The sequence below is a fragment of the bacterium SCSIO 12827 genome (assembly GCA_024397995.1).
Lineage (GTDB): Bacteria > Pseudomonadota > Alphaproteobacteria > Rhodospirillales > Casp-alpha2 > UBA1479.
On the sequence record CP073746.1, the window covers coordinates 1,791,361 to 1,817,336 of the forward strand.

Here is a 25,976-nt window from a genome sequence, read left to right on the forward strand (position 1 = left end):
GCCGTCGTCCTTGTGGCGCGGTCTTCCCGTGTTGAGGCCAGATGTTCCCAGGTATGAAGTCCCAGCAATTCCCCGTCCTGCCATTGCGCGACATCGTCGTGTTCCCGCACATGATCGTGCCGCTGTTCGTCGGGCGCGACAAATCCGTGCGGGCGCTTGAAGACGTCATGCAGGACGACAAGCAGATCCTGCTGGTGGCGCAGAAGAACGCGGCCCAGGATGATCCGACGGCCGACGACATCTACACCGTCGGCACGGTGTCGACGGTGCTGCAGCTTCTGAAGCTGCCGGACGGCACGGTGAAGGTGCTGGTCGAAGGCGTGCAGCGCGCAAAAGTCACCGAGTTCGTGGACAACCCTTCGTTCTTCGAAGTCGAAGCCGAACTGATCCCTGATGAGGAAGGGGATGAGAACGAGCTTGAGGCACTGTCCCGCTCGGTCATCGGCCAATTCGAGCAATACATCAAGTTGAATAAGAAGATTCCGCCGGAAGTTCTTGTTTCAATTAACCAAATTGACGAGGCAAACAAGCTGGCCGACACCGTTGCCTCGCATCTGGCGCTGAAGATTTCCGAAAAGCAGGAACTGCTGGAGATCGAATCGGCTGCCGAGCGCCTGGAGCGCGTCTATTCCCACATGGAATCGGAAATCGGCGTCCTGCAGGTCGAGAAGAAGATCCGCAACCGGGTCAAGCGCCAGATGGAGAAGACCCAGCGCGAGTACTATCTGAACGAGCAATTGAAGGCCATTCAGAAGGAACTGGGTGAAACCGACGAAGGCAAGGACGAGGTTGCGGAGATCGAGGAAAAGATCGGCAAGACCCGTCTGACCAAGGAAGCCAAGGAAAAGGCCGAGGCGGAGCTGAAAAAGCTGCGCTCCATGAGCCCGATGTCCGCCGAAGCTACGGTGGTGCGCAATTACCTGGATTGGATTCTGTCCATTCCGTGGAAGAAGCGCACCCGGGTTAAGAAGGATCTGTTGAAGGCCGAGGAAGTTCTCAACGAAGATCACTACGGGCTGGAAAAGGTCAAGGAACGCATCCTTGAGTACCTGGCCGTCCAGCATCGCACGAATAAGGTCACCGGACCGATCTTATGTCTGGTGGGCCCTCCGGGCGTGGGCAAGACGTCCCTCGGTAAATCCATCGCCAAGGCGACCGGGCGTAATTTCGTGCGCATGTCGTTGGGCGGTGTGCGGGACGAATCGGAAATCCGCGGCCACCGGCGCACCTATATCGGCTCCATGCCGGGCAAGGTCGTCCAGGGCATGAAGAAGGCAAAGTCGTCCAACCCGCTGTTCCTGCTCGACGAAGTCGACAAGATGGGCCAGGACTGGCGCGGTGATCCGGCCTCGGCGCTGCTGGAAGTTCTTGATCCGGAACAGAATTCCACCTTCAACGACCATTATCTGGAGGTCGATTACGACCTGTCGGACGTAATGTTCGTGACCACCGCCAATACGATGAACATGCCGGGCCCGCTGTTGGACCGCATGGAGATCATCCGCCTGTCCGGCTACACCGAGGACGAGAAGGTCGAGATCGCCAACCGCCACCTGCTGCCCAAGCAGATCAAGGCGCACGGTCTGAAGCAGGGGGAATGGTCGATTTCAGACGGCGCCCTGCGCGACGTGATTCGCTATTACACGCGGGAATCCGGGGTTCGTAACCTGGAACGCGAGCTGGCCAACCTGGCCCGCAAAGCGGTCAAGGAGATCATGATCGGGGCGTCCGAGACCATCAAGGTCACGTCCAAGAACCTGGAAAAGTACGGCGGCGTACGCAAATACCGGTTCGGCGAGATCGAAGCCGAGGACATGGTCGGCGTGGTTACCGGCCTGGCCTGGACCGAAGTTGGCGGCGAGCTTCTCAACATCGAAGCCGTCATGGTGCCGGGCAAGGGCAAGATGACCATCACCGGCAAGCTCGGCGACGTCATGCAGGAATCCATCCAGGCGGCTAAATCCTATGTGCAATCGCGCTCGGCTTCGCTCGGCATCCTGCCGCCGCTGTTCAACAAGCGTGACATCCACGTCCACGTGCCGGAAGGGGCGACGCCCAAGGACGGACCGTCGGCCGGCGTCGGCATGGTGACCTCGATCGTGTCCGTGCTGACCGGCATTCCGGTCCGCAAAGACGTCGCCATGACCGGCGAAGTGACCCTGCGCGGGCGCGTTCTGCCGATCGGCGGGCTCAAGGAAAAGCTGCTTGCGGCGCTTCGCGGGGGGATCAAGAAGGTCCTGATTCCCAAGGACAACGAGAAGGATTTGTCGGAGATTCCCGAAAACGTGAAGCGCGGGCTGGAAATCGTGCCCGTGACGACCGTTGACGAGGTGCTTTCGCATGCTCTCGCCAGCCCGGTGACCCCGGTCGAATGGGACGAGGAAAAGGCTGAATTGGAGGCCCGTGCCCTCCGGTCTGGCAGCGCCGATGACGACGATGTCGGCGGTGTGGTGACCCACTAAATTCAGGTAACCACTTACAATATATAGAAGTTTTTACGGACCGCCGGATCATCCGGCGGCCCGTTTTCGTGAAGATGGCGGAAATCCGCCCCTCCATGAGCATCGGGGGCATTCTTCCGAGCCCGGAATGAATGCCGGAAAATTCGTCGAAACCCGCAAAAATCTGGGGAAAACTGGGGCATGAAGATTGACGCCCCATGGGTGCGCACATACACTCTTTGCGATTCGAACGGGTGGCGAAACACCCGGTCGAGTGGGTGGCTAAACACCCGATCACGATAATAATCTATTTGTCCCAACCCGATACCTTTCAGCAAGAGGGGGCCTTTCAATTGAACAAGAATGATCTGATCGCAGCCGTTGCCAATAGCACCGGCTTGTCCAAATCCGATTCCGCAAGCGCGGTTGACAGCGTTTTCGACGCGATCGCTGGCGCTTTGAAGGGCGGAGACGAAGTCCGCCTGGTCGGCTTCGGCACCTTCAGTGTGACCAAGCGCGCCGCGACCACGGGCCGTAACCCGCGGACCGGCGAAAGCATCCAGATTCCGGCGTCCAACCAGCCCAAGTTCAAGGCTGGCAAGGGTCTGAAGGACGCGGTCAACTAAGACCGGCGTCTCAGCCACACGTAACGCCTACAGACCGGCCGCCGAATGTTTCGGTGGCCGGTTTCGTTTGGCTGTATGTCTTTGCGGCCGGGTTTTGCCCGTGGCGTAGGGCAGGGGGCTTGCGTGCTTGTGCCTGCCGGCATCTGCCCTTAAATAGAGCCCTCGGCAAACGGGCGGTTAGCTCAGTTGGGAGAGCGTCTGGTTTACACCCAGAAGGTCGGGGGTTCGAACCCCTCACCGCCCACCATTCGCCGCCGGGGGAGGGTGCCGCAAGCCTAAGATTTCCAAGGTAAGAGAGGTTAGTGGACTTTTCCCGCCGATCGTCCTTGACACTGCTTCCGGCGCTGGAGTACATGGTGCCCTCTTTCGCGCACCGGGGCCCATGCCCCAGGCGGAAAGACCCTTCAGAAGGGGGTGTAGCTCAGTTGGTTAGAGCGCCGGCCTGTCACGCCGGAGGCCGCGGGTTCGAGTCCCGTCACTCCCGCCATTTCCCCCAATTCCAGGTTTCCTTCGTGTCTATCGCCGGGCATCGGTTTTTTGCGCCTGCGTTGCGATAAAACCTTTGAAATTTATCCGGTTATCGGTCACTTTCCCCCGGTAGTCATCGACATGGCCGCATTAAGCCATCGACGTGGCCGCATCGCGGCATTCCTTAGAATGCATTCGGGGGGACCAAGGCAGGAAGCCGGGGACAGGGAGTTCGGCGTGAACGATTTGCTATTGGAATATCTCCCCATCCTGATCTTCATCGGGATTGCCGTCGGGCTTGCCGGCGCGATCATGATTGCGTCTTTCGTGATCGCCCAGCAGAACCCGGATGTGGAAAAGAACTCGGCCTATGAATGCGGTTTCGAAGCGTTTGACGATTCGCGCGGCCGGTTTGACGTTCGGTTCTATCTGGTGGCCATCCTGTTCATCATTTTCGACCTTGAAGTGGCCTTTCTGTTCCCCTGGGCGGTGACGCTGGGCAAGATCGGTGTCTTCGGTTTCTGGTCGATGATGGTATTCCTGTCCGTGCTGACCATCGGATTTATCTACGAGTGGCGCAAAGGCGCCCTCGAATGGGAATAATAGAGGGAGTGACCGAATGTCCGTCGTGACGCAGCCCGGAACCGCCCCCGACCTGGGCCAACCCCTGGGGCCCGGTGCCGAGCAGGACGAGATTCTCGCCCGCGTGACCCAGGAACTGCAGGACAAGGGCTTCGTCCTTGCCAATGTGGACAAGCTGGTCAACTGGGCGCGCACGGGATCGCTGTGGCCCATGACCTTCGGTCTGGCCTGCTGCGCGGTCGAGATGATCCACGCCTACATGAGCCGCTATGACTTGGACCGATTCGGCGTCGTGCCGCGGCCGAGCCCGCGCCAGTCGGACGTGATGATCGTCGCCGGCACCCTGACCAACAAGATGGCCCCGGCGTTTCGCAAGGTTTATGACCAGATGGCGGAGCCGCGTTATGTGATCTCCATGGGGTCCTGCGCCAACGGCGGCGGCTATTACCATTATTCCTATGCCATCGTGCGCGGTTGTGACCGCGTCGTGCCCGTCGACGTCTATGTGCCCGGCTGCCCGCCGACGGCCGAGGCGCTGGTGTACGGCATTCTCCAATTGCAGAAGAAAATCCGCCGTACCGGCGCCCTGTGGCGCTGACGCGACCGGACGAACCGCGACCGATCACTAAAAGAACCAAGAAGACCATGGATCAGGCCCTCAAGGAACTTGCCGAACACCTCCGCGACCAGCTTGGCGACAAGCTGCTGGCCGACGAGGTGCGTCTTGGCGAATTGATGATCACCGTCAGGCGGGACGCCATCGTCGCGGTGCTGAAATCCCTGCGCGACGATTCGAACTGCCGGTTCCATCAGCTGATGGATATCTGCGGCGTTGATTACGCCGATGAAAGCCCGCGTTTCGAAATTGTCTACAACCTTCTGTCCATGACCCATAACACGCGCATCCGCGTCAAACTGCGCTCGGATGAGGACGATCCCGTGCCGTCCGTCGCCGGCGTGTTCTCGACCGCCAATTGGTTCGAGCGCGAAATCTGGGACATGTATGGCGTGTTCTTCTCCGACCATCCCGATCTGCGCCGTCTGCTGACCGATTATGGGTTCGAGGGCCATCCCCTGCGCAAAGACTTCCCGCTGACGGGCTATGTCGAGGTGCGCTACGACGATGAACAGAAACGCGTGGTCTACGAACCCGTGAAGCTGACCCAGGAATTCCGCAACTTCGACTTCGAAAGCCCCTGGGAAGGCATGGAACGCGTCGTTCTGCCGGGCGACGAAAAGGCCGAGGCGGAACCGGAAACCGAGGCGTCCTGACCATGGCCGAAACCCAGATCAAGAATTTCAACCTCAACTTCGGGCCGCAGCATCCGGCGGCCCACGGGGTGCTGCGCCTGGTCCTGGAGATGGACGGCGAGGTCGTGGAACGCGCCGATCCGCACATCGGCCTGCTGCACCGGGGCACGGAAAAGCTTATCGAATACAAGACCTATGCCCAGGCCGTGCCGTACTTCGACCGCCTGGACTATGTCGCGCCGCAGAACCAGGAACACGCCTTCGTGCTGGCGGCGGAAAAGCTGTTGGGCATCGAAATTCCCAAACGCGGCCAATATATCCGCGTGCTGTATTGCGAGATCGGACGCATCCTCAACCACATCCTGAACATCACGGCCTTCGCCATGGACGTGGGTGCGATGACGCCGATGCTGTGGGGCTTCGAGATTCGTGAACGCCTGATGGAGTTCTGCGAATCCGCCTCGGGTGCGCGCCTGCACATGAATTATTTCCGCGTCGGCGGCGTTGCCCAGGACCTGCCGGCGGGGTTGTTGGAAGACATCGCCAAATGGGCCGATGACGAGTTCCCGGCCTTCCTTGACGATCTGGAAAGCCTGCTCACGGAAAACCGCATCTTCAAGCAGCGCACGGTCGATATCGGTGTCATCGATGCCGAACAATGCTTCGACTGGGGCTTCACGGGCCCGAATCTGCGCGCGTCCGGTATTGCTTGGGATCTGCGCAAGTCGCAGCCCTATGACGCCTATGCGGAAATGGATTTCGACATCCCCGTGGGCAAGATGGGCGACTGCTACGACCGCTATTTGGTGCGCATGCTGGAAATGCGCGAATCCTTGAAGATCATCCGTCAATGCGTTGAAAACATGCCCGGCGGGCCGGTCAAGTCGACCAACAAGAAGGTTACGCCGCCGACCCGCGGCGACATGAAGCAATCCATGGAAGCCTTGATCCACCACTTCAAACTGTTTACCGAGGGCTTCCACGTGCCGGCTGGCGAAACCTATACGGCCGTCGAAGCGCCCAAGGGTGAATTCGGCGTCTATCTGGTGGCCGACGGCTCCAACAAACCCTATCGCTGCAAGATTCGGGCACCGGGATTTGCCCATCTGGAAGCGACGGAATTCCTGTCGAAGGGGCATATGCTCGCGGACGTGGTCGCGAACATTGGTTCCATCGACGTCGTGTTCGGCGAAATCGACCGGTGACCGGGATGAATACAGAACAATCGTCGAGCTTCGCCTTTACGGCGGAGAACCTCGAAAAGGCCAAATGGCACATCGCCAAGTATCCGGCCGGCCGCCAGCAGAGTGCTGTGATGCCGCTGCTTGATCTGGCGCAACGGCAGAACGGCGGCTGGATTCCCCAGGCGGCGATCGAAGTCATCGCCGACATGTTGGATATGGCGTCGATCCGGGTTTACGAGGTCGCGACCTTCTACACCATGTACAACCTGAAGCCGGTCGGTAAGCACTTCGTCCAGGTCTGCACCAATCTGCCGTGCTGGCTGCGCGGCTCTGACCAGATCATGGCCGCCTGCAAGAAGGTCACCGGCTGTTCGAACGGCGAAACCTCGGCGGACGGCGAATTCACGGTGCTTGAGGTCGAATGCCTGGGCGCCTGCGTCAACGCACCGATGATGCAGATCGGTGATGATTATTACGAAGACCTGGATTCGGCCTCAACCGAAGAGGTCCTAACGGCGCTCAGGGCAGGTCAGAAGCCAAAGGTCGGTTCCCAGTCCGGACGTTATACCTGCGAGCCCGCCGGCGGGATCACGACCCTGACCGACCGTTATCCGGACCGGGCCGCCAAGGCGGGAGGCGACGACTGATGCTTGCCGACAAGGATCGTATCTTCACCAACATCTACGGTTTCGACAGCCCCTGGCTTGACGGTGCCCGCGCGCGCGGCGACTGGGACGGCACGAAGAAGCTGATCGAACTGGGCCGCGACAAGATCATCGAAGAGATGAAGGAATCTGGCCTGCGCGGGCGGGGTGGGGCCGGCTTCCCCACGGGCGTGAAGTGGTCCTTCATGCCCAAGGAGATCGGCAGCCGGCCGCATTACCTTGTCATCAACGCGGACGAGGGCGAGCCCGGCACCTGCAAGGACCGCGAAATCATGCGCTCCGAGCCGCATAAGCTCATCGAAGGCGCCTTGGTTGCGTCCTTCGCCATGGGCGCCCATGCGGCCTATTGCTACGTGCGCGGCGAGTTCCATCACGAGATCGATTGCCTGCAGCGCGCCGTCGACGAAGCCTACGAAGCCGGCCTGATCGGCGACGATGCCTGCGGCACGGGTTGGAAGTTCGATTTCTACGTCCATTCCGGCGCCGGGGCCTATATCTGCGGCGAGGAAACCTCGCTGATCGAAAGCCTGGAAGGCAAGAAGGGCCAACCGCGTCTGAAGCCGCCGTTCCCGGCGGGGGTCGGCGTGTGGGGCTGCCCGACGACGGTCAACAACGTGGAATCCATTGCCGTGGCGCCGACCATCCTGCGCCGGGGCGCGGATTGGTTTTCCGGCATCGGCCGGCCCAACAACGTGGGCACCAAGCTGTTCAACATCTCGGGCCATGTGAACCAGCCCTGCACGGTCGAAGAGGAAATGGGCATTCCGCTCAAGGAACTCATCGAACGGCATGCGGGCGGGGTGCGCGGCGGCTGGGATAATCTGCTTTGCGTCATTCCGGGCGGGGCGTCGGTACCGGTGCTGCCCAAGAACATCTGCGACGACGTGTTGATGGATTTCGACAGTCTGCGCGAACAGCGCTCGGGCCTGGGCACGGCGGCGGTCATGGTCATGGACAAGTCGACGGATGTGATCAAGGCCATCGCGCGGCTTTCGGCCTTTTACAAGCATGAAAGCTGCGGCCAGTGCACGCCGTGCCGCGAAGGTACGGGCTGGATGGCGCGGGTCATGCAACGCATGGTTTCGGGCGACGCCCATATCGACGAAATCGACACGTTGGAAGAGGTCACCCGCCAGGTCGAAGGGCACACCATCTGCGCCCTGGGCGACGCGGCGGCTTGGCCGATTCAAGGATTGATCCGCCATTTCCGTCCGGAAATGGAAAAACGGATCCTCGACAACATCGCGCGCCGGTCGGCGGCGGAATAGACAGGTTTACTAGGGGCTTGAGCTAGATGCCAAAGATCACCATCGACGGCACGGAACACGAGGTCGACGCCGGCATGACGATCCTGCAGGCCTGCGAGCAGGCCGGCAAGGAAGTCCCGCGCTTCTGCTATCACGACCGTCTGTCCATCGCCGGCAACTGCCGCATGTGCCTGGTGCAGATGGAACGCTCGCCCAAGCCGGTGGCGTCCTGCGCCATGCCCGTGGCTGACGGCATGGTCGTCTATACGGACACGCCCGAGGTCAAGAAGATGCGCCAGGGGGTGATGGAATTCCTGCTGATCAACCACCCGCTGGACTGCCCGATCTGCGATCAGGGCGGTGAATGCGACCTGCAGGATCAGGCCATGGCCTATGGCATGGATCACGGGCGCTACAAGGAAAACAAGCGCGCCGTCGAAGACAAGCACATGGGGCCGTTGATCAAGACGATCATGACGCGCTGCATCCATTGCACGCGCTGCGTTCGGTTCTCGACCGAGGTTGCGGGCGTGACCGATATGGGCCTGATCGGCCGCGGCGAAAACGCCGAAATCGTCACTTATCTGGACCAGGCCGTGAGTTCCGAACTGTCGGGCAACGTCATCGACCTGTGCCCGGTGGGGGCGCTGACGTCCAAGCCTTACGCCTTCGCGGCGCGGCCGTGGGAATTGAAGAAGACGGAAAGCATCGACGTGTCCGACGCCCAGGGCTGTGCCATCCGCGTCGACAGCCGGGGCCCCGAGGTCATGCGCGTGCTGCCGCGCCTCAACGAAGACGTCAACGAAGAATGGATTTCCGATAAGACGCGATATTGCGTCGACGGCCTGAAGCGTCAGCGCCTGGATCAGCCTTATGTGCGGGTCAAAGGAAAGTTGCAGCCCGCCACCTGGCCGGAGGCCTTCGCCGCCGTGGCCAAGGCGATCAAGGGCAAGCAGGGCAGCGAGATCGCCGCCATCGCCGGTGACTTGGCCGATTGCGAAAGCATGCTGGTGCTCAAGGAACTGATGGTCGGTCTGGGGTCGACCAACATGGACTGCCGTCAGGACGGATCGAAGGTCGACCCGACCCAGCGCGCGTCCTACATCTTCAATTCGACCATCGCCGGGATCGAGGATGCGGACGCGCTGTTGATCGTGGGGGCGAACCCGCGCTGGGAAGCGCCCGTACTCAACGCCCGGATCCGCAAGCGCTATCTGATGGGCAAGTTCCCCATCGCCGCCGTCGGCCCGGCCATCGACCTGAGCTATCCCGTGGACTGGCTGGGCGAGGGCGCTGAGGTCTTGGCGCAGATCGCCGCCGGCACGCATCCTTTCGCCGACGTTCTGAAAACGGCCGAACGGCCCATGATCATCGTCGGCTCGGGCGCCGTGGCGCGCCCCGATGGCGCGGCGGTGTTGGGCTTGGCGCGCCAGGCCGCGGAAGCGGCCGGTGCGGTGACGGCGGACTGGAACGGTTTCAACGTGCTGCAGCGCGCGGCGTCCCGCGTCGGCGGTCTGGACCTGGGCTTCGTGCCGGGCGAGGGCGGCATGGACACAGGCCGCATCCTGGATGGGGCCGCGACCGGCGCCGTCAAGGTTATCTATCTTCTGGGCGCCGATGAGATCGACACCAAGGATCTGGATAAGCCCTTCGTAATCTATCAAGGCCACCACGGCGACGCCGGTGCTCATGTCGCCGACGTCATCCTGCCGGGGGCGGCCTACACGGAAAAAGACGCGACCTACGTGAACCTGGAAGGGCGCGTGCAGCGCGGCCAATTGGCTGTCTATCCGCCGGGCGATGCCCGCGAGGATTGGAAGATCATCCGCGCCCTGTCGGACGCCCTGAATGCCACGCTGCCATATACGACTCTGGCCGATGTGCGCCGGGGGCTGGTCAAGGCCAACCCCGTGTTCCAAGGCATCGACGACATCCAGGCTGCGTCCTGGGGCGAGTTCGGGACGACCGGCGACGTGTCCGGCGCGTTTACCTATCCGATCGCCAATTTCTACATGACCGATCCGATCAGCCGTGCGTCCGCCACCATGGCTGAATGCACGGACGAAATTCTCGGCGGCGTGGAAGGGAAGACCGGCACCGATGGTTGAGGCCTGGAACAGCTGGATCTGGCCGACGGTCTGGATCGTCCTGAAAATCCTTGTGATCGTGGTGCCGATTCTGCTGTCGGTCGCCTATCTGACCCTGTTCGAACGCAAGGTCATCGGCGCCATGCAGCTGCGCAAGGGCCCGAACGTGGTCGGTCCCTTCGGCCTGTTCCAGCCTTTGGCCGACGGCGCCAAGCTGTTCCTCAAGGAAATGATCATCCCGTCGGGCGCCAATCCGGGGGTGTTCCTCCTGGCGCCCTGCGTGACCTTCGCCCTGGCACTTATGGCCTGGGCCGTTATTCCCTTCGATGAGGGTTTGGTTCTGGCCGATATCAATGTCGGCATTCTGTATCTGTTCGCGATCTCGTCGCTCGGCGTCTACGGCATCCTGATGGCCGGTTGGGCCTCCAACTCGCGCTACGCCTTCCTGGGGGCGCTTCGTTCGGCTGCGCAGATGGTGTCCTACGAAGTTTCCATGGGCTTCGTCATCATCACCGTGCTGCTTTGCGTCGGTTCCCTGAACCTGTCGGCGATCGTCGAAGCTCAGCGCGACATGTGGTTCGTCATTCCGCTGTTCCCCATGGCCGTGGTGTTCTTCATCTCGACCCTGGCCGAAACCAACCGCCATCCCTTCGACCTGCCGGAGGCCGAGGCTGAACTGGTCGCCGGCTACAACGTTGAATACTCCGGCATGGCCTTCGCCCTGTTCTTCCTGGGTGAATACGCCAACATGATCCTGATGTCGGGGATGACGACGATCCTGTTCCTGGGCGGCTGGCTGCCGCCGCTGTCGATCGAACCGCTGACATGGATTCCCGGGCCGATCTGGTTCGCGGCCAAGATCGCGTTCTGTCTGTTCATCTTCATCTGGGTGCGTGCGACCTTCCCGCGCTATCGCTATGACCAGTTGATGCGCCTCGGCTGGAAAGTGTTCCTGCCGATCTCGCTGTTTGCCGTCGCGGCTGTGGCCGGTGTGTTGCTGGCCTTCGGCTGGGTTCCCACCCCGGTCGCCGGTTAAGGGTTTAGGAGAGTTCCATGAGCTTCATCGGACAAAGCGCCAAGGCCCTGTTCCTGAAGGAACTTGTCGCCGGCATGGCGCTGACGCTCAAGTACTTCACCAAGCCCAAGGTGACCTTGAACTATCCCTATGAGAAGGGCCCGTTGAGCCCGCGGTTCCGCGGCGAACATGCGCTGCGCCGTTATCCCAACGGCGAGGAACGCTGCATCGCCTGCAAGCTGTGCGAGGCTATTTGCCCGGCCCAGGCGATCACCATCGAGGCCGAACCCCGCGACGACGGTTCCCGACGCACCACGCGCTATGACATCGACATGGTGAAGTGCATCTACTGCGGATATTGCGAGGAAGCCTGCCCGGTCGACGCCATCGTCGAGGGCCCGAACTTCGAATACGCCACGGAAACCCGCGAGGAACTGCTGTACGACAAGACCAAATTGTTGGCCAACGGCGACCGCTGGGAAACGGAACTGGCCGAGCGGCTGCGTGCCGACGCGCCCTACCGCTGACCATTCACCCTGATCGGGGCCGAAACAAGACTAGAAGGACTGACGAGGAAAGTATGAGGGGAATTGAGGACAAAGGCCGCGCCATGGCGCGGACAGGGAACGTGAAGGGAGGCGGCAGATGATCGTCGAAGCCCTGGCGTTCTACATGTTCGCCTTCATCGCCGTGGCCGCGGGCGTGCTGGTCATTTCCTCCAAGAACCCCGTTCATTCGGTGCTGTTCCTGATCCTGGCGTTTTTCAATTCGGCCGGGCTGTTCGTGCTGCTGGGGGCCGAATTCCTGGCCATGATCCTGGTCGTCGTCTATGTCGGCGCCGTGGCGGTGCTGTTCATGTTCGTGGTCATGATGCTGGACATCAACTTCACGGAACTGCGCTCTGGCTTTCTGCAGTACCTGCCGCTGGGCGGTCTGGTCGGCCTGATCCTGCTGGCGGAAATGGTCGTCGTGGCCGGCGGCTGGCAGTCCATTGCCGGCGGCGCCAAGCTGGCCGAGGCGGCGGCGCCGATCGCCAAGGGCACGACCAACACCCATGCCCTGGGTGAGATCGTCTATACGCACTACGTCTATCTGTTCCAGGCCGCGGGCCTGATCCTGCTGGTCGCCATGATCGGCGCGATCGTGCTGACCCATCGGCGGCGCACGGGCGTCAAGCGCCAGCGCATCGCCGATCAGAACGCGCGCGGCACGGATACGGTCGAAGTCCGCAAGGTCGAAGTCGGGAAGGGGATCTGAGGATGTTTGAAATCGGCCTGTCCCATTACCTGACCGTCGCGGCGATCCTGTTCACGCTGGGCATCTTCGGCATCTTCCTGAACCGCAAGAACGTCATCATCATTCTGATGTCGGTCGAACTGATGCTGTTGGCGGTGAACATCAACCTGGTCGCGTTTTCGTCCCACCTGGGCGATTTGGTGGGCCAGGTGTTCGCGTTGTTCGTGCTGACCGTCGCCGCGGCCGAGGCGGCCATCGGCCTCGCCATCCTGGTCGTGTACTTCCGCAACCGCGGGTCCATCGATGTCGAAGACATCAACATGATGAAGGGCTAGGGAGCGGCTCATGATCGAAATTATCGCTGTCTTCCTGCCGCTCGTCGGCGCGGTCCTGGCCGGTGTGATCGTGTTCATGCCGCAGGCGGACAAACACAAGCAGCACAAAATGGACACCCTGGCGCAGTGGATCACCTGCACCGGTCTGGTGCTGTCGGCCATCTGCGCGATCATCCTGTTCAAGGACGTGGCGCTCGACGGTAACGCCCGGGTGACGGAACTGTTTACCTGGATCGATTCCGGCAGCCTGGAGGTTTCCTGGGCGCTGCGGGTCGATCAGTTGACCTCGGTCATGATGATCGTCGTGACCGGCGTGTCGGCCATGGTGCACATCTATTCCTGCGGCTACATGCACCACGACAAGTCGATCCCCCGGTTCATGAGCTATCTCAGCCTGTTCACCTACTTCATGCTGATGCTCATCACCTCGGACAACCTGGTGCAGCTGTTCTTCGGCTGGGAAGGGGTCGGGCTCGCGTCCTATCTGCTGATCGGCTTCTGGTATGATCGCCCGTCAGCCAACGCGGCGGCCATCAAGGCCTTCGTGGTCAACCGGGTCGGCGATTTCGGCTTCGCGCTCGGCATCTTCGCGACCTTCATGCTGTTCGACACGGTCAACCTGGACACCATCTTCCAGGCCGTGCCCGGCAAGGCCGACGCCACGCTGAACGTGTTCGGCGGTGAATTCCATGCGCTGACCGTGTGCTGCCTGCTGCTGTTCGTGGGCGCCATGGGTAAATCGGCGCAGTTGGGCCTGCATACCTGGCTGCCGGACGCCATGGAGGGCCCGACGCCCGTGTCGGCGCTGATCCACGCGGCGACCATGGTCACGGCCGGTATCTTCATGGTCGCGCGTCTGTCGCCGATGTTCGAATATTCCGAGGTCGCGCTGACCGTGGTCACCATCGTCGGCGCCTCGACCTGTATTTTTGCGGCGACCATCGGCTGCGTGCAGAACGACATCAAGCGGGTGATCGCCTATTCGACCTGTTCGCAGCTGGGTTACATGTTCTTCGCCTGCGGCGTGTCGGCCTATTCGGCGGGCATCTTCCACCTGATGACCCACGGTTTCTTCAAGGCGCTGCTGTTCCTGGGCGCCGGCTCGGTCATCCACGCCATGTCCGATGAACAGGACATGCGCAAGATGGGCGGCATCTGGAAGCACATCAAGGTGACCTACATCCTGATGTGGATCGGCTCGCTGGCGCTGGCCGGTATTCCGCCCTTCGCCGGGTTCTATTCCAAGGACATCGTGCTTGAAGCCGCCTGGGGAGCGCATACGGGCGTCGGCCAGTACGCGTTCTGGCTTGGCATCACCGCCGCCTTCCTGACGGCGTTCTATTCCTGGCGCCTGCTGATCATGACGTTCCACGGCGCACCGCGCGCCGACGAGACGACCATGGCCCATGTCCATGAAAGCCCGATGGTGATGGTTCTGCCGCTGGTCGTGCTGGCGGGCGGGGCTTGCCTTGCCGGGGTGCTGGCCTATGACCTGATGGTCGGCCATCACATGGCGGAATTCTGGGGCAAATCCATTGTCGTGCTGGAGCACCACAAGGCTTTGGAAAACGCCCATCACGTGCCGCTTTGGGTGAAGCTGCTGCCGCTTGTCGTCGGTGTTGCCGGGATCGCCATGGCCTATGTGTTCTACATGTTCGCGCCGGGCATTCCGGGGGCGATTGCCGCCAGGTTCCAGGGCATTTACCAGTTCCTGCTCAACAAATGGTATTTCGACGAGCTGTACGACAAGGTGTTCGTGAAGCCGTCCTTCTACCTGGGGCGCAATCTCTGGAAAACGGGTGACGGTACGCTGATCGACGGGCTCGGCCCCGACGGCGTGTCCGCCGCCGTGCAGAACATTGCACGCCGCGCGTCGGCGCTGCAGACCGGCTACCTCTACCATTATGCCTTCGCCATGCTGGCGGGCATCGTGGTGCTGGTGACCTGGTATCTATTGACGAAGGCGGGGTGATACGACCATGGATTGGCCCATTCTATCGCTGGTCACTTTCCTTCCGCTTGTCGGCGTGGCGCTGATTGCGTTCATCCCGGCGGATAACCCGGAAAATTCACGACGCGTGGCGTTGTGGGTGTCGGGCGGCACGTTCATCGTGTCGCTGTTGATCTGGTTCAACTTCGACCGCACCACGGCGGCCATGCAGTTCGTCGAGGAAGCGGCCTGGATGCCCATGGCCGGGATCGCCTATCGGGTCGGCATCGACGGCATTTCCATGCTGTTCGTGCTGCTGACCACGCTGCTGACGCCGCTTTGCATCCTGGCCAGCTGGGAATCGATCAAGGTTCGCGTGAAGGAATACATGATCGCCTTCCTGATCCTGGAAACCTTCATGGTCGGCATGTTCGTGGCCCTCGACCTGTTCCTGTTCTACATCTTCTTCGAAGCGGTCCTGATCCCGATGTTCATCATCATCGGCGTTTGGGGCGGCCCGCGGCGCATCTATGCCTCGTTCAAGATGTTCCTCTACACCCTGCTGGGCTCGGTGCTGATGCTGCTGGCCATGCTGGCCATGTACTTCGACGCCGGGACGACGGACATCACCAAGCTTCTGGTGCATGACTTCCCGACCGCACTCGAACCGTGGCTATGGCTCGCCTTCTTCGCGTCCTTCGCGATCAAGATGCCGATGTGGCCTGTGCATACCTGGCTGCCTGACGCCCACGTCGAAGCGCCGACGGCGGGCTCGGTCATCCTGGCCGGGGTACTGCTGAAGTTCGGCGGCTACGGCTTCCTGCGCTTCTCGCTGCCCATGTTTCCCGAAGCCAGTGTCATGTTCACGCCGCTGATCTACACGTTGTCGATCATCGCGGTGATCTATACCTCGCTGGTCGCCCTGGCCCAGGAAGACATGAAGAAGCTGATCGCCTATTCATCGGTTGCCCATATGGGTTTCGTGACCATCGGCGCCTTCACCATGACGGTGCAGGGGGTTGAGGGGGCGATCTATCAGATGCTCAGCCACGGCGTCGTGTCGGCGGCCCTGTTCCTGATCGTCGGCGTCGTCTATGACCGCGAGCATTCGCGCGAGATCACCCATTACGGCGGGTTGGTCGAACGCATGCCGGTCTACGGCATCACCTTCATGCTGTTCATGCTGGCCTCCGTCGGTCTGCCGGGCACGGGTGGTTTTGTCGGCGAATTCCTGGTCCTGCTGGGGGCCTTCCAGGCCAACAGCTGGGTCGCGGCGCTGGCCGCCACGGGCGTCATCCTGGGGGCCGTCTATATGCTGTACCTCTACCGCCGGATCATCTTCGGCAAGCTGACCAAAGAACACCTGAGCAAGATCCTCGACATGGATAAGCGCGAGATCGCGGTGTTCGCGCCGCTTGTCGTTATTACCCTGTGGATGGGGATTTATCCGTCATCGTTCCTTGACGTCATGCATGTGTCCGTTGAAAACCTGCTGAAGCATGTTGAAACGGCATTGGCCGCGGCCGGCCACACCAATCTGGCCGGGCGCTAAGGGAGAACCGGACGAGATGTCGATCGATCAAATCATTCCGGCCCTGCCCGAAATCTTCGTCGCCTGCATGATCATGGCGCTGCTGATGCTGGGTGTGTTCCAAAAGGGTGCGCTCGCCGATCAGGATGTGAAAAGCTTCCGTCTGATTTCCGGGCTTTCCGTTGGCGTGCTGGGCCTGACCATCCTGTTGGTCGTCATGCTGGCCGACCGCCAGTTGATGGCCTTCAACAACATGTTCGTCGTCGACGGCTTCGCGACCTATGCCAAGGTTCTGGTGCTGATCGCGTCCGGCTGCGCCATCGTGCTGTCGGCGGGCTACATGGAACGCAACGGCGTGGCGCGGTTCGAATATGCCGTGCTGGTCGTGTTCGCGACCCTCGGCATGATGATGATGATCTCTGCCAACGACCTGATCTCGCTCTACATGGGGCTGGAGATGCAGTCGCTGTCGCTCTACGTCATCGCCTCGTTCCAGCGCGACGATCAGCGTTCTACCGAGGCTGGCTTGAAGTACTTCGTTCTCGGCGCCTTGGCCTCGGGCATGCTGCTGTACGGCGCTTCCATGGTCTACGGGTTCTCCGGCACCACCAACTTCTCAGTCCTGGCCGATCTGTTGAAGGGCGGGGCGCCCTCGGTCGGCCTGGTTGTCGGCATCGTCTTCGTGGTCGCGGGGCTGGCCTTCAAGGTCTCGGCCGTGCCGTTCCATATGTGGACGCCCGATGTCTACGAAGGGGCGCCGACGCCGGTCACGGCCTTCTTCGCCGTCGCCCCCAAGATCGCCGCCCTGGCCCTGTTCACCCGCGTGATGATGGAGCCCTTCGGCGAGGCCGCCGACAGCTGGCGTCAGGTCATCATCTTCATCTCCGTCGCCTCGATGATCCTGGGCGCCGTCGCCGCCGTGGCGCAGAAGAACATCAAGCGCCTGATGGCCTACAGTTCCATCGGCCATGTCGGCTATGCCCTGATCGGGCTTTGCGTTGCCAACGAGACGGGTGTGCGCGGCATTCTGGTTTATCTCGCCATCTATCTGGTGATGAACGTCGGCGCCTTCGCCTGCATCCTGTGCATGAAGCGCGGCGACCGCATGGTCGAACAGATTTCCGATCTGGCCGGCATGTCGAAAACCCATCCGACCATCGCCTTCGCGTTCCTGGTCTTCATGTTCTCCATGGCCGGCGTGCCGCCGCTGGCGGGCTTCTTCGCCAAGCTCTACATCTTCTGGGCGGCTGTTGATGCCGGCCTGATGGCGGTCGCGATCATCGGTGTGCTGACCAGCGTCATCGGCGCGTTCTATTACCTGCGCATTGTGCGGGTGATGTACTTCGAGGATGCCGAGGATCCGTTGGACGCCGGCGTCAGCCGTGAATTGAAAATTCTGATCGGCGTCACGGCCTTCATCATCTGCTTCTTCTTCATCCAGCCGAATCTGATCCTGGAGCCCGCGGCGGCGGCGGCGAAAGCCCTCCTTGCAGGGTAGAGAGTGAAGTCCGTCATGGACGCGCCAAGACTCCCGTCACTGTTCACCCTTGTCGAACTCGACACGGTCGACAGCACCAATGCGGAAGCCCGACGCCGGGCCGAGCAGGGGGCCGAAGCCGCGCCCGAGGGCACCCTGATCTGGGCTGCCGAGCAGACCGCCGGACGGGGTCGCCGGGGCCGCACCTGGGTCAGTCCCAAGGGCAATTTCTACGCCTCCATCATCCTGCGCCCGGATGTGCCCCTTAGAGATGCGGCGCAGTTCGGTTTCGTCGCATCGCTTGCCGTGTTCGACGCCATCGGCAGCCTGGCCCAGCCGGGTACGGAAGCCCATACCAAATGGCCCAACGATGTGCTGATTTCCGGGCGCAAGGTCGCGGGCATTCTGCTGGAGGCCCAGGGCGCCGCGTCCGCCGACGCGCAGCCCGATTTCGTCATCGTCGGTGTCGGCGTCAACCTGCGCAGCTTTCCCGAGGATGTGGAATTCCCCGCGACGTGCATGTTGGACGAGGGAACGGCCGTTCTGGTGCCCGAATTTCTTGAAAGCTTCGGGCGGCACTTCCTGGCCTGGACCCGCATCTGGGTCGACGAGGGGTTTGAGCGCCTGCGCAAGAATTGGCTGTGGCGCTGCGGCCAGGTTGGGAAGGAGGTCGAAGTGCGGCTTGCCAACGAAACCCTGACCGGCACATTCAAGGATCTGGACGACAGCGGCGCGTTGATCCTGGAAACGTCATCCGGTCTGCGCACGATCACCGCCGGCGACGTCTTTTTCCCGCAAAGCCGGGACGCCTGAGGGCGGGGCGGGGCATCATGCTGCTGGCAATCGATTCCGGAAATACCAACATCGTCTTCGCCGTGTTCGGCGACGACGGTGCCATCAAGGGATCCTGGCGCGCCAATTCCAAGCTGGAGCGCACCAAGGACGAACACGCCGTTTGGCTGCGGCCGCTCATGGAAATGAACGGCATCGACCCCGCTGGGATAACCCACGCCATCCTGGCCACGGTGGTGCCCAACAACCGTTTCCCCCTGGTCGGGTTGTGCCGCGACTATTTCGGGATCGAGCCCCTGGTGATCGGCGACGCGGATGTCGACCTGGGCATCAAGGTGCTGGTCGACCGCCCGGAACAGGTCGGGGCCGACCGTTTGGTCAATACGGTGGCGGCTCATGCCAAATACGGCGGGCCGCTGATCATCGTCGATTTCGGCACGGCGACGACCTTCGATGTCATTGACGGGCAGGGCAGCTATATGGGGGGCGTCATTTCGCCGGGCATCAACCTGTCCTTGGAGGCGCTCCATCAGGCGGCGGCCAAGCTGCCGCTGATCAGTATCGAGCGGCCGGACAGGGTGATCGGCCGCGATACCATCACCGCCATGCAGTCGGGCGTGTTCTGGGGCTATGTCGGCCTGATCGAAGGCATCGTTCGGCGCATCCAGATGGAGACGGGGGCCGACGCCCGGGTCATCGCCACCGGCGGCCTGGCGCCCCTGTTCCTTGACGCGACCAAGGCCATCGAACTGGTGGACGGCACACTGACCCTGGACGGGCTTTACATGATCCACCGGAACAACACGGCATGACCAAGCCGGCAAAGCCGAAGAAGGCGAAATCGAAAACGGCCAACGCCAACCCGGGTGGCAACGAACTCGTGTTCGTTGCCCTGGGCGGGGCCGGCGAGATCGGCATGAACCTGAACCTCTACGGCTACGGCCCGCCGGGGGAGGAGCGCTGGATCATGCTCGACCTGGGCGTCACCTTTTCCGACGGCTGGCCGCCGGGGGTGGATGTCATCATGGCCGATCCGTCGTTTATCGAGGAACGCGCCGGTCAGCTTGACGGTCTGGTGCTGACCCATGCCCACGAAGATCACCTGGGTGCGGTTCAATACCTGTGGGACCGTTTCAAGTGTCCGATATACGCGACGCCGTTCACGGCCCATATCCTGGCCCGCAAGCTGGCCGAGCCGGGTTGGGAGGACGATGCCGACGTCACCGTCGTGCCGTTGCAGGGCACGTTTTCCGTCGGGCCGTTCGAGTTGGAATTGATCACGCTGACCCACTCGATCCCCGAACCGAACGCCGTGGTCGTGCGCACACCCTTGGGCACGGTGCTGCACACGGGTGATTGGAAGTTCGATCCCGACCCGGTGATCGGCGACGTTTCGGACCAGGCGGCCCTGCGGGCCCTGGGCGACGATGGCGTTTTGGCCATGGTCTGCGATTCCACCAATGTTTTTTCGCCGGGCCAGTCCGGGTCCGAAGGCGAGATTCTGGACAGCATGACCGAGGTCATCGCCGGCTGTTCGGGCCGGGTGGCTGTCGCCTGCTTCGCGACCAACGTGGCGCGGCTTGAAACCATCGCCCGCGCGGCCCAGGAAACAGGCCGCCAGGTCGTTCTCGCCGGGCGTTCCCTGTGGCGTATCCAAAGCGCTGCCCGAGAGAACGGATACCTGGCCGACATACCGGCCTTTCTCGACGAAGGCGACGCCGACAGCCTGCCCGACGATAAGGTCCTGATCATCTGCACGGGCAGCCAGGGTGAGCCCCGGGCCGCTTTGTCGCGCATCGCTTCCGGCGACCATCCCCGCATTTCCTTGGGCGAGGGGGACTGGGTGATTTTCTCGTCCCGGGAAATTCCCGGCAACGAAACCTCGATTGCCCGCCTGCAGAACGATCTGGTGGCGCGCGGCGTGCGGATCATCACCTCACGCGATGCCTTCATCCATGTCTCGGGCCATCCCAACCGGGATGAATTGTCGCATATGTATCAGCTGGTGCGGCCGCGCTATGCGGTGCCGGTCCATGGCGAATTGCGCCACTTGCACGAACACGCGCGTCTGGCCCGCGAATGCCAGGTCGAGGCGGCGATCGTCGCCCCCAACGGCACCATGACCCGCCTTGCGCCGGGGGCGCTTGAGGTCGTCGACCATGTGCCGACCGGGCGGCTGGCCCTGATCGGCGGGCGGTTGGTGCCCATGGAGGGCAACCTGATCAAGGAACGCATCCGCGGCGTCTGGCACGGCGTGGTCACGGTCACCGTCGCCGTCGACGACGGCGGCCTGGCGGAAGAACCGCAGATCACCACCCTGGGCATTTCCGAGGACCAGCACAACGACCCGGTGGTCGATGCCGCCCGCGAGGCGGCGATCAACGCCGTGCGCTCCCTGCCGCCGCGCAAGTTGGCCGACGATGCGGCCGTCAGTGAGGCCGTGCGCCTGGCCGTGCGGCGGACATTCCGCGGGCAATTGGACATGAAGCCCGTGACAACGGTGCATTTGGTGCGTATCTGATAAAGACAAGGGGCAGGGACAACCGTGACGGAGAATTCTGCGACATGATCGGAAAATTGAACCACATGGCGATCGCCGTACCCGATCTGGCCGCCGCGACCGCGATTTACCGCGACACACTGGGTGCCAAGGTCTCGCCGCCGCAGCCGGAACCCGACCACGGCGTTACCGTGGTCTTCGTGGAGTTGGAGAACACCAAGATCGAACTGCTGCATCCCCTGGGTGAGGGCTCACCAATCCAGGGCTTCCTCGACAAGAATCCGTCGGGCGGCATTCATCATGTGTGTTATGAGGTCGCCGATATCCTGGCCTCCCGCGACCATCTGAAAGAGCAGGGGGCCCGCGTCCTTGGCGACGGCGAGCCCAAGATCGGCGCCCATGGAAAGCCGGTGCTGTTCCTGCACCCCAAGGATTTCAACGGCACCCTCATCGAACTGGAACAGGCCTAACTGTTATGAGCTGGCAAACCGGCCTCGCTGTCTATTTCGTGATCTGGTGGATCGCGCTGTTCGCGGTGCTGCCCTGGGGCGTGCGTCGGGTTGATCCCGAAGACCTCAACCCGGGCGAGGACCCGGGATCGCCGGCCAAGCCGCGAATCCTGTTGAAGTTCGCCGCCACCTCGGTGCTTGCCGGGATCATCTTCGCGGGATTCTACTGGCTGCACGAATCCGGGTTGATCAGCTTCCGCCAGTAGGTCCGGCCAAAGCCATCCCCCGCAGGCAAAAATAAAGGCAAGACCACTACGGTCTTGCCCTACTCAAGTCCAGAATTCTCTAAAGCTTCGCGCCGTTTGAAGGCTGCCGCTTAATTATTGCTTCTTGCTTTTTTCCTCCCAAAACCCGGGCCCAGTCTGACCGGCAGGTACTCGTCATTGCGAGCGAGGGCATCTTACCCGGAGCCCCAGTCGGGTCACCCTTTTTCTCAAGGCTGCACCTAGGTTTCTTTGTTAACCTGCTGATTGCACAGGGGCAAAGATACCTCCATACGTAGATTGACCGATGACGCTGGCCGATCATGGGCCCGTGGACAAAGCCCCCGTGGACAAGGTATGACCTTCCCTTGTTCTTGAACCCTTTACCGGGCTTTTGGGTCCGGTGTCGCAAACCACTTCGACTGCCCATCCCGCAGAGACAACCCGTTAACGGAAGGACCCCGGCCCGCATGCGCCTTTCCCGCTTTTTCATGCCGACCATGAAGGAAACGCCCGCCGACGCGCAAATCGCGTCGCACCGGCTGATGCTGCGCGCGGGCATGGTCCGCCAGTCTTCGGCGGGGATCTATTCCTGGCTGCCTTTGGGCTATCGGGTGCTTAAGAACATCACCCGCATCGTCGAGGAAGAACAGGACGCCATCGGCTGCCAGCAGGTCCTGATGCCGACGATCCAGCCGGCGGAACTGTGGCGCCAGTCGGGACGCTACGACGCCTACGGCCCCGAAATGCTGCGCATCACCGATCGTCACGATCGGGACATGCTCTACGGCCCGACCAACGAGGAGCAGATCACTCAGATCTTCGCTGACGCCGTGCGCTCCTACCGCGATCTGCCGAAGATGCTTTATCACATCCAGTGGAAGTTCCGCGACGAAGTGCGGCCCCGCTTCGGGGTCATGCGCGGGCGGGAATTCCTGATGAAGGACGCCTATTCATTTGATCTGGATTATGAAGGTGCCAGAAAGTCTTATCAGAAACATTTCGTGTCTTATCTGAAGACTTATGCGCGCATGGGGCTGAAAGCGATCCCGATGGCCGCGGACACGGGGCCGATCGGCGGCGACATGAGCCACGAATTCCTGATCCTGGCCGATACGGGCGAAAGCGAGATCGCCTGCCATAAGGATTTTCTCGACAACAATTGGCTCGACGGTGTCGATTTCGACGGCGACCTGAGCGGTGTAATGGATACCTTCACCGGAAAGTATGCCGCCACGGACGACAAGCGCGATCCGGCGCAGGAAGCAGCCCTCGGCGATGATCTGATTACGGCCCGGGGGATCGAGGTCGGGCATATCTTCTATTTCGGCAAGAAGTATTCCGAACCCATGGGGGCCAAGGTCACCGGTCCCGACGGCCAGGAAATCGTCTGCGAAATGGGATCCTACGGGATCGGCGTGTCGCGCCTTGTCGGCGCCATTATCGAGGCGTCCCATGACGATGCGGGCATCATCTGGCCAGAAGCAGTGGCGCCGTTCCGCGTCGGTCTGATCAACCTGCGCGCCGGCGACGCGGCCTGCGATCAGGCCTGCCAGGAAATGTACGAACAGTTGATGGGGGCGGGGCAGGACGTGCTTTACGACGACCGTGACGAACGGGCCGGCGGCAAGTTCGCCGACATGGACTTGATCGGTCTGCCCTGGCAGTTGATCGCCGGGCCGCGCGGCCTGGAAAAGGGCATGGTCGAACTGAAGAACCGGGCGACGGGCGAACGCGCGGAAATCAGCCGTGAATCGGCCCTCGCACGCCTGACCAACAAAGAAGGATAGCGCGCCCCGTGTTCAGCCGATTTGAATGGATGATGGCGCTGCGCTACCTGCGCGCCCGCCGGCAAGAAGGGTTCATCTCCGTCATCGCCTGGTTTTCGCTGCTCGGCATCGCCTTGGGCGTTGCCACATTGATCATTGTCATGTCGGTGATGAACGGCTTCCGCCAGGAACTGTTGACCCGCATCCTGGGCCTGAACGGTCATCTCAGCGTGCAGGGCCAGTTCCGCGACCTCAAGGATTTCGACCCCATCGGCCAGCGTATCCGCGACCTGCGCGGCGTGATCAGCGTGACCCCCCTGATCGAGGGCCAGGTCATGGCGACGGCCAACGGCACGGCACAAGGGGCGCTGGTACGCGGCATTCGCCATGCCGATCTGGCGCGGCGCAAGCTGATCGCCGACAACATCGCCCGTGGCTCCCTCGACGATTTCAAGGACGGCGGGCAAAGCGTCGTGATCGGCGACCGCCTGGCGCAAAAAATGGGGCTTCGCGTCGGCGACAAGATCACCCTGATTTCGCCCAAGGGCAGCGCAACGGCCTTCGGCACGGTACCGCGCACGGCGGCCTACCGCATCGCCGCGACCTTCGAGGTCGGCATGTACGAATACGATTCCAGCTTCGTGTTCATGGATCTGGCTGATGCTCAGGTCTACTTCAAATTCCCGAAGGAGGCCGTATCGTCGCTGGAGGTGTTCATCCGTGACCCGGACGAGGCGCTTGAGGTCAAAACCCGCATCGCCGGCGCCGTGCCGGGGATCGGCCGCATCCATGATTGGCAACAGGCCAACGCCAGCTTCTTCAACGCTATCCAGGTCGAACGCAACGTCATGTTCCTGATTCTGACGCTGATCATCCTGGTCGCGGCCTTCAATATCATCTCGTCCATGATCATGCTGGTGAAGGACAAGGGCAGGGACATCGCCATCCTGCGCACCATGGGGGCGACCCGCGGCATGGTCATGCGGGTGTTCCTGATCGCCGGCGCCAGCGTCGGCGTGATCGGCACGGTCGCGGGATCGGTCCTGGGCATCGCCTTCGCCGATAATATCGAGGGCGTGCGGCAATGGATTCAGGGCCTGACGGGCACGGATCTGTTCGCCGCCGAAATCTATTTCCTGTCGCAGTTGCCCGCCGTCGTCGATTGGAGTGAGGTCTGCGCCGTGATCGGGATGGCCCTGGGCCTGTCGTTCCTGGCGACCATCTATCCGTCCTGGCGGGCCGCCCGCACGGACCCGGCCGAGGCCCTGCGCTATGAGTGAGACAGGGACGGTGCCCGCCCTGGCGCTGCGCGGCATCCGGCGCACCTTCCACCAGGGGCGGGCGGATCTGGAAATTCTCAAGGGCATCGACCTGACCGTGCGACCGGGCGAAGTCGTGGCCCTGGTCGGCCCGTCGGGGGCGGGGAAATCGACCTTGCTGCATATCGCGGGTCTGTTGGAATCCCCCGATGCCGGCACGATCGAGGTCGGTGGTCAGGACTGTTCCGCCATGGGGGACGAAGAACGCACCCTGATGCGGCGCTACAACCTGGGGTTCGTCTACCAGCATCACCATCTGCTGCCGGAATTCTCGGCGCTGGAAAACGTCATTATCCCGCAGATCATTTCCGGCATCCCCCATAAGGACGCCAAGGACCGGGCCATGGAAATCCTCAACTGGATGGGCCTGTCCGAACGCCTGACCCACCGTCCGGCGCGGCTGTCCGGCGGCGAACAGCAACGCGTCGCTATCGCCCGGGCGTTGTCGACGGCGCCCAAGGTCCTGCTGGCGGACGAGCCCACCGGCAACCTGGACCCCCATACGGCGGATGAAGTGTTCTCGATCCTCCTGCGCCTGGCCCGGGGGGCAGGGCTGGCGGCCTTGATCGCCACCCATAATCCGCGCCTCGCGGCGCAGATGGACCGCACCCTGCGTTTGACCGACGGCTTCCTGTTTCCCGAATAGCACCAACGGACATCGCAGTCCGGCCGTCATCAAATCCGCGTGTGTCGGGTTTCCAATATCTGTTAGCGTTGGATCAAATTTGAGGGGCGCCGGCACCGACATTGTGTCCGGCCGGGGCCTCCTCAATCCTACGTCCACACAGGTTTGCCAGAGGATTTTCAGA

Annotated in this window: 24 protein-coding genes and 2 tRNA genes; all 26 read left to right on the forward strand. The window is 61.9% G+C overall.

All coding sequences use genetic code 11. From position 1 onward, the window contains the following. The first annotated feature begins 41 nt into the window (after window positions 1–41). Window positions 42–2,462 carry an endopeptidase La gene (lon, locus tag KFF05_08440; GenBank protein ID UTW53352.1) on the forward strand — a complete coding sequence of 807 codons (2,421 nt, stop codon included), beginning with the start codon at window positions 42–44 and terminating at the stop codon, window positions 2,460–2,462. 332 nt (window positions 2,463–2,794) lie between these two features. After that, window positions 2,795–3,067: an HU family DNA-binding protein gene (locus tag KFF05_08445; GenBank protein UTW53353.1), complete on the forward strand. Its 273-nt coding sequence runs from the start codon at window positions 2,795–2,797 to the stop codon at window positions 3,065–3,067. Window positions 3,068–3,238: 171 nt separating this feature from the next. Then, window positions 3,239–3,314, forward strand: a tRNA-Val gene (locus tag KFF05_08450). A 163-nt stretch (window positions 3,315–3,477) separates the two neighbouring features. Beyond that, window positions 3,478–3,554 (forward strand) — tRNA-Asp (locus tag KFF05_08455). Window positions 3,555–3,772: 218 nt separating this feature from the next. Next, window positions 3,773–4,138: an NADH-quinone oxidoreductase subunit A gene (locus tag KFF05_08460; GenBank protein UTW53637.1), complete on the forward strand. Its 366-nt coding sequence runs from the start codon at window positions 3,773–3,775 to the stop codon at window positions 4,136–4,138. A 16-nt stretch (window positions 4,139–4,154) separates the two neighbouring features. Further along, the gene (locus KFF05_08465) at window positions 4,155–4,715 is read left to right on the forward strand and encodes an NADH-quinone oxidoreductase subunit B (protein UTW53354.1); all 561 of its coding nucleotides are present in this window, start codon (window positions 4,155–4,157) and stop codon (window positions 4,713–4,715) included. Between the two features lie 47 nt (window positions 4,716–4,762). Beyond that, window positions 4,763–5,389, forward strand: coding sequence for an NADH-quinone oxidoreductase subunit C (locus KFF05_08470; protein UTW53355.1), 627 nt, complete (start codon window positions 4,763–4,765; stop codon window positions 5,387–5,389). A 2-nt stretch (window positions 5,390–5,391) separates the two neighbouring features. Next, the gene (locus tag KFF05_08475; GenBank protein ID UTW53356.1) at window positions 5,392–6,573 is read left to right on the forward strand and encodes an NADH-quinone oxidoreductase subunit D; all 1,182 of its coding nucleotides are present in this window, start codon (window positions 5,392–5,394) and stop codon (window positions 6,571–6,573) included. A gap of 5 nt (window positions 6,574–6,578) precedes the next feature. Continuing rightward, window positions 6,579–7,199, forward strand: coding sequence for an NADH-quinone oxidoreductase subunit NuoE (gene nuoE, locus KFF05_08480; GenBank protein UTW53357.1), 621 nt, complete (start codon window positions 6,579–6,581; stop codon window positions 7,197–7,199). Then, entirely contained in the window at window positions 7,199–8,485 is a 1,287-nt protein-coding gene (nuoF, locus tag KFF05_08485) for an NADH-quinone oxidoreductase subunit NuoF (protein UTW53358.1), read from the forward strand. The genes nuoE and nuoF overlap by 1 nt, the downstream gene beginning before the upstream one ends. A gap of 26 nt (window positions 8,486–8,511) precedes the next feature. Further along, window positions 8,512–10,572, forward strand: a complete 2,061-nt coding sequence (locus KFF05_08490) for an NADH-quinone oxidoreductase subunit G (GenBank protein ID UTW53359.1) — start codon at window positions 8,512–8,514, stop codon at window positions 10,570–10,572. Then, window positions 10,565–11,587, forward strand: a complete 1,023-nt coding sequence (gene nuoH / locus KFF05_08495; GenBank protein ID UTW53360.1) for an NADH-quinone oxidoreductase subunit NuoH — start codon at window positions 10,565–10,567, stop codon at window positions 11,585–11,587. Before KFF05_08490 ends, nuoH begins: the two co-directional genes overlap by 8 nt. A gap of 17 nt (window positions 11,588–11,604) precedes the next feature. Continuing rightward, window positions 11,605–12,093: an NADH-quinone oxidoreductase subunit NuoI gene (gene nuoI, locus KFF05_08500; GenBank protein UTW53361.1), complete on the forward strand. Its 489-nt coding sequence runs from the start codon at window positions 11,605–11,607 to the stop codon at window positions 12,091–12,093. Between the two features lie 118 nt (window positions 12,094–12,211). Beyond that, window positions 12,212–12,823 (forward strand): NADH-quinone oxidoreductase subunit J, encoded by a 612-nt coding sequence (locus KFF05_08505; GenBank protein UTW53362.1) that lies wholly within the window; start codon window positions 12,212–12,214, stop codon window positions 12,821–12,823. Between the two features lie 2 nt (window positions 12,824–12,825). Next, window positions 12,826–13,137 carry an NADH-quinone oxidoreductase subunit NuoK gene (gene nuoK / locus KFF05_08510; GenBank protein UTW53363.1) on the forward strand — a complete coding sequence of 104 codons (312 nt, stop codon included), beginning with the start codon at window positions 12,826–12,828 and terminating at the stop codon, window positions 13,135–13,137. A 10-nt stretch (window positions 13,138–13,147) separates the two neighbouring features. After that, complete coding sequence (nuoL, locus tag KFF05_08515) at window positions 13,148–15,109, forward strand: NADH-quinone oxidoreductase subunit L (GenBank protein UTW53364.1); 1,962 nt, start codon at window positions 13,148–13,150, stop codon at window positions 15,107–15,109. 7 nt (window positions 15,110–15,116) lie between these two features. Next, on the forward strand, window positions 15,117–16,619 hold the full coding sequence (locus KFF05_08520) for an NADH-quinone oxidoreductase subunit M (GenBank protein ID UTW53365.1): 1,503 nt from the start codon (window positions 15,117–15,119) through the stop codon (window positions 16,617–16,619). A 16-nt stretch (window positions 16,620–16,635) separates the two neighbouring features. Continuing rightward, window positions 16,636–18,096, forward strand: coding sequence for an NADH-quinone oxidoreductase subunit NuoN (nuoN, locus tag KFF05_08525; GenBank protein ID UTW53366.1), 1,461 nt, complete (start codon window positions 16,636–16,638; stop codon window positions 18,094–18,096). A gap of 15 nt (window positions 18,097–18,111) precedes the next feature. After that, complete coding sequence (locus KFF05_08530; GenBank protein UTW53367.1) at window positions 18,112–18,888, forward strand: biotin--[acetyl-CoA-carboxylase] ligase; 777 nt, start codon at window positions 18,112–18,114, stop codon at window positions 18,886–18,888. A 17-nt stretch (window positions 18,889–18,905) separates the two neighbouring features. Continuing rightward, window positions 18,906–19,679 (forward strand): type III pantothenate kinase, encoded by a 774-nt coding sequence (locus KFF05_08535; GenBank protein UTW53368.1) that lies wholly within the window; start codon window positions 18,906–18,908, stop codon window positions 19,677–19,679. Further along, a complete protein-coding gene (locus tag KFF05_08540) occupies window positions 19,676–21,388 on the forward strand; it encodes a ribonuclease J (protein UTW53369.1) in 1,713 nt (570 codons plus the stop codon). The genes KFF05_08535 and KFF05_08540 overlap by 4 nt, the downstream gene beginning before the upstream one ends. Window positions 21,389–21,432: 44 nt before the next feature. After that, complete coding sequence (mce, locus tag KFF05_08545) at window positions 21,433–21,837, forward strand: methylmalonyl-CoA epimerase (protein UTW53370.1); 405 nt, start codon at window positions 21,433–21,435, stop codon at window positions 21,835–21,837. Window positions 21,838–21,842: 5 nt separating this feature from the next. After that, window positions 21,843–22,082 carry a DUF1467 family protein gene (locus KFF05_08550; protein UTW53371.1) on the forward strand — a complete coding sequence of 80 codons (240 nt, stop codon included), beginning with the start codon at window positions 21,843–21,845 and terminating at the stop codon, window positions 22,080–22,082. A gap of 467 nt (window positions 22,083–22,549) precedes the next feature. After that, window positions 22,550–23,869: a proline--tRNA ligase gene (locus KFF05_08555; GenBank protein UTW53372.1), complete on the forward strand. Its 1,320-nt coding sequence runs from the start codon at window positions 22,550–22,552 to the stop codon at window positions 23,867–23,869. 29 nt (window positions 23,870–23,898) lie between these two features. Then, the gene (locus KFF05_08560; protein UTW53638.1) at window positions 23,899–25,128 is read left to right on the forward strand and encodes a lipoprotein-releasing ABC transporter permease subunit; all 1,230 of its coding nucleotides are present in this window, start codon (window positions 23,899–23,901) and stop codon (window positions 25,126–25,128) included. Then, on the forward strand, window positions 25,121–25,813 hold the full coding sequence (locus KFF05_08565) for an ABC transporter ATP-binding protein (protein ID UTW53373.1): 693 nt from the start codon (window positions 25,121–25,123) through the stop codon (window positions 25,811–25,813). The genes KFF05_08560 and KFF05_08565 overlap by 8 nt, the downstream gene beginning before the upstream one ends. Window positions 25,814–25,976 lie beyond the last annotated feature (163 nt).

Bases quoted from the DNA above. Each gene is read 5' to 3' on its own strand.
- lon (UTW53352.1), top strand. From the start codon at position 42: ATGTTCCCAGGTATGAAGTCCCAGCAATTCCCCGTCCTGCCATTGCGC.
- KFF05_08465 (UTW53354.1), top strand. From the start codon at position 4,155: ATGTCCGTCGTGACGCAGCCCGGAACCGCCCCCGACCTGGGCCAACCC.
- KFF05_08470 (UTW53355.1), top strand. From the start codon at position 4,763: ATGGATCAGGCCCTCAAGGAACTTGCCGAACACCTCCGCGACCAGCTT.
- KFF05_08475 (UTW53356.1), top strand. From the start codon at position 5,392: ATGGCCGAAACCCAGATCAAGAATTTCAACCTCAACTTCGGGCCGCAG.
- nuoE (UTW53357.1), top strand. From the start codon at position 6,579: ATGAATACAGAACAATCGTCGAGCTTCGCCTTTACGGCGGAGAACCTC.
- nuoF (UTW53358.1), top strand. From the start codon at position 7,199: ATGCTTGCCGACAAGGATCGTATCTTCACCAACATCTACGGTTTCGAC.
- KFF05_08490 (UTW53359.1), top strand. From the start codon at position 8,512: ATGCCAAAGATCACCATCGACGGCACGGAACACGAGGTCGACGCCGGC.
- nuoH (UTW53360.1), top strand. From the start codon at position 10,565: ATGGTTGAGGCCTGGAACAGCTGGATCTGGCCGACGGTCTGGATCGTC.
- nuoI (UTW53361.1), top strand. From the start codon at position 11,605: ATGAGCTTCATCGGACAAAGCGCCAAGGCCCTGTTCCTGAAGGAACTT.
- KFF05_08505 (UTW53362.1), top strand. From the start codon at position 12,212: ATGATCGTCGAAGCCCTGGCGTTCTACATGTTCGCCTTCATCGCCGTG.
- nuoK (UTW53363.1), top strand. From the start codon at position 12,826: ATGTTTGAAATCGGCCTGTCCCATTACCTGACCGTCGCGGCGATCCTG.
- nuoL (UTW53364.1), top strand. From the start codon at position 13,148: ATGATCGAAATTATCGCTGTCTTCCTGCCGCTCGTCGGCGCGGTCCTG.
- KFF05_08520 (UTW53365.1), top strand. From the start codon at position 15,117: ATGGATTGGCCCATTCTATCGCTGGTCACTTTCCTTCCGCTTGTCGGC.
- nuoN (UTW53366.1), top strand. From the start codon at position 16,636: ATGTCGATCGATCAAATCATTCCGGCCCTGCCCGAAATCTTCGTCGCC.
- KFF05_08530 (UTW53367.1), top strand. From the start codon at position 18,112: ATGGACGCGCCAAGACTCCCGTCACTGTTCACCCTTGTCGAACTCGAC.
- KFF05_08535 (UTW53368.1), top strand. From the start codon at position 18,906: ATGCTGCTGGCAATCGATTCCGGAAATACCAACATCGTCTTCGCCGTG.
- KFF05_08540 (UTW53369.1), top strand. From the start codon at position 19,676: ATGACCAAGCCGGCAAAGCCGAAGAAGGCGAAATCGAAAACGGCCAAC.
- mce (UTW53370.1), top strand. From the start codon at position 21,433: ATGATCGGAAAATTGAACCACATGGCGATCGCCGTACCCGATCTGGCC.
- KFF05_08550 (UTW53371.1), top strand. From the start codon at position 21,843: ATGAGCTGGCAAACCGGCCTCGCTGTCTATTTCGTGATCTGGTGGATC.
- KFF05_08555 (UTW53372.1), top strand. From the start codon at position 22,550: ATGCGCCTTTCCCGCTTTTTCATGCCGACCATGAAGGAAACGCCCGCC.
- KFF05_08560 (UTW53638.1), top strand. From the start codon at position 23,899: ATGATGGCGCTGCGCTACCTGCGCGCCCGCCGGCAAGAAGGGTTCATC.
- KFF05_08565 (UTW53373.1), top strand. From the start codon at position 25,121: ATGAGTGAGACAGGGACGGTGCCCGCCCTGGCGCTGCGCGGCATCCGG.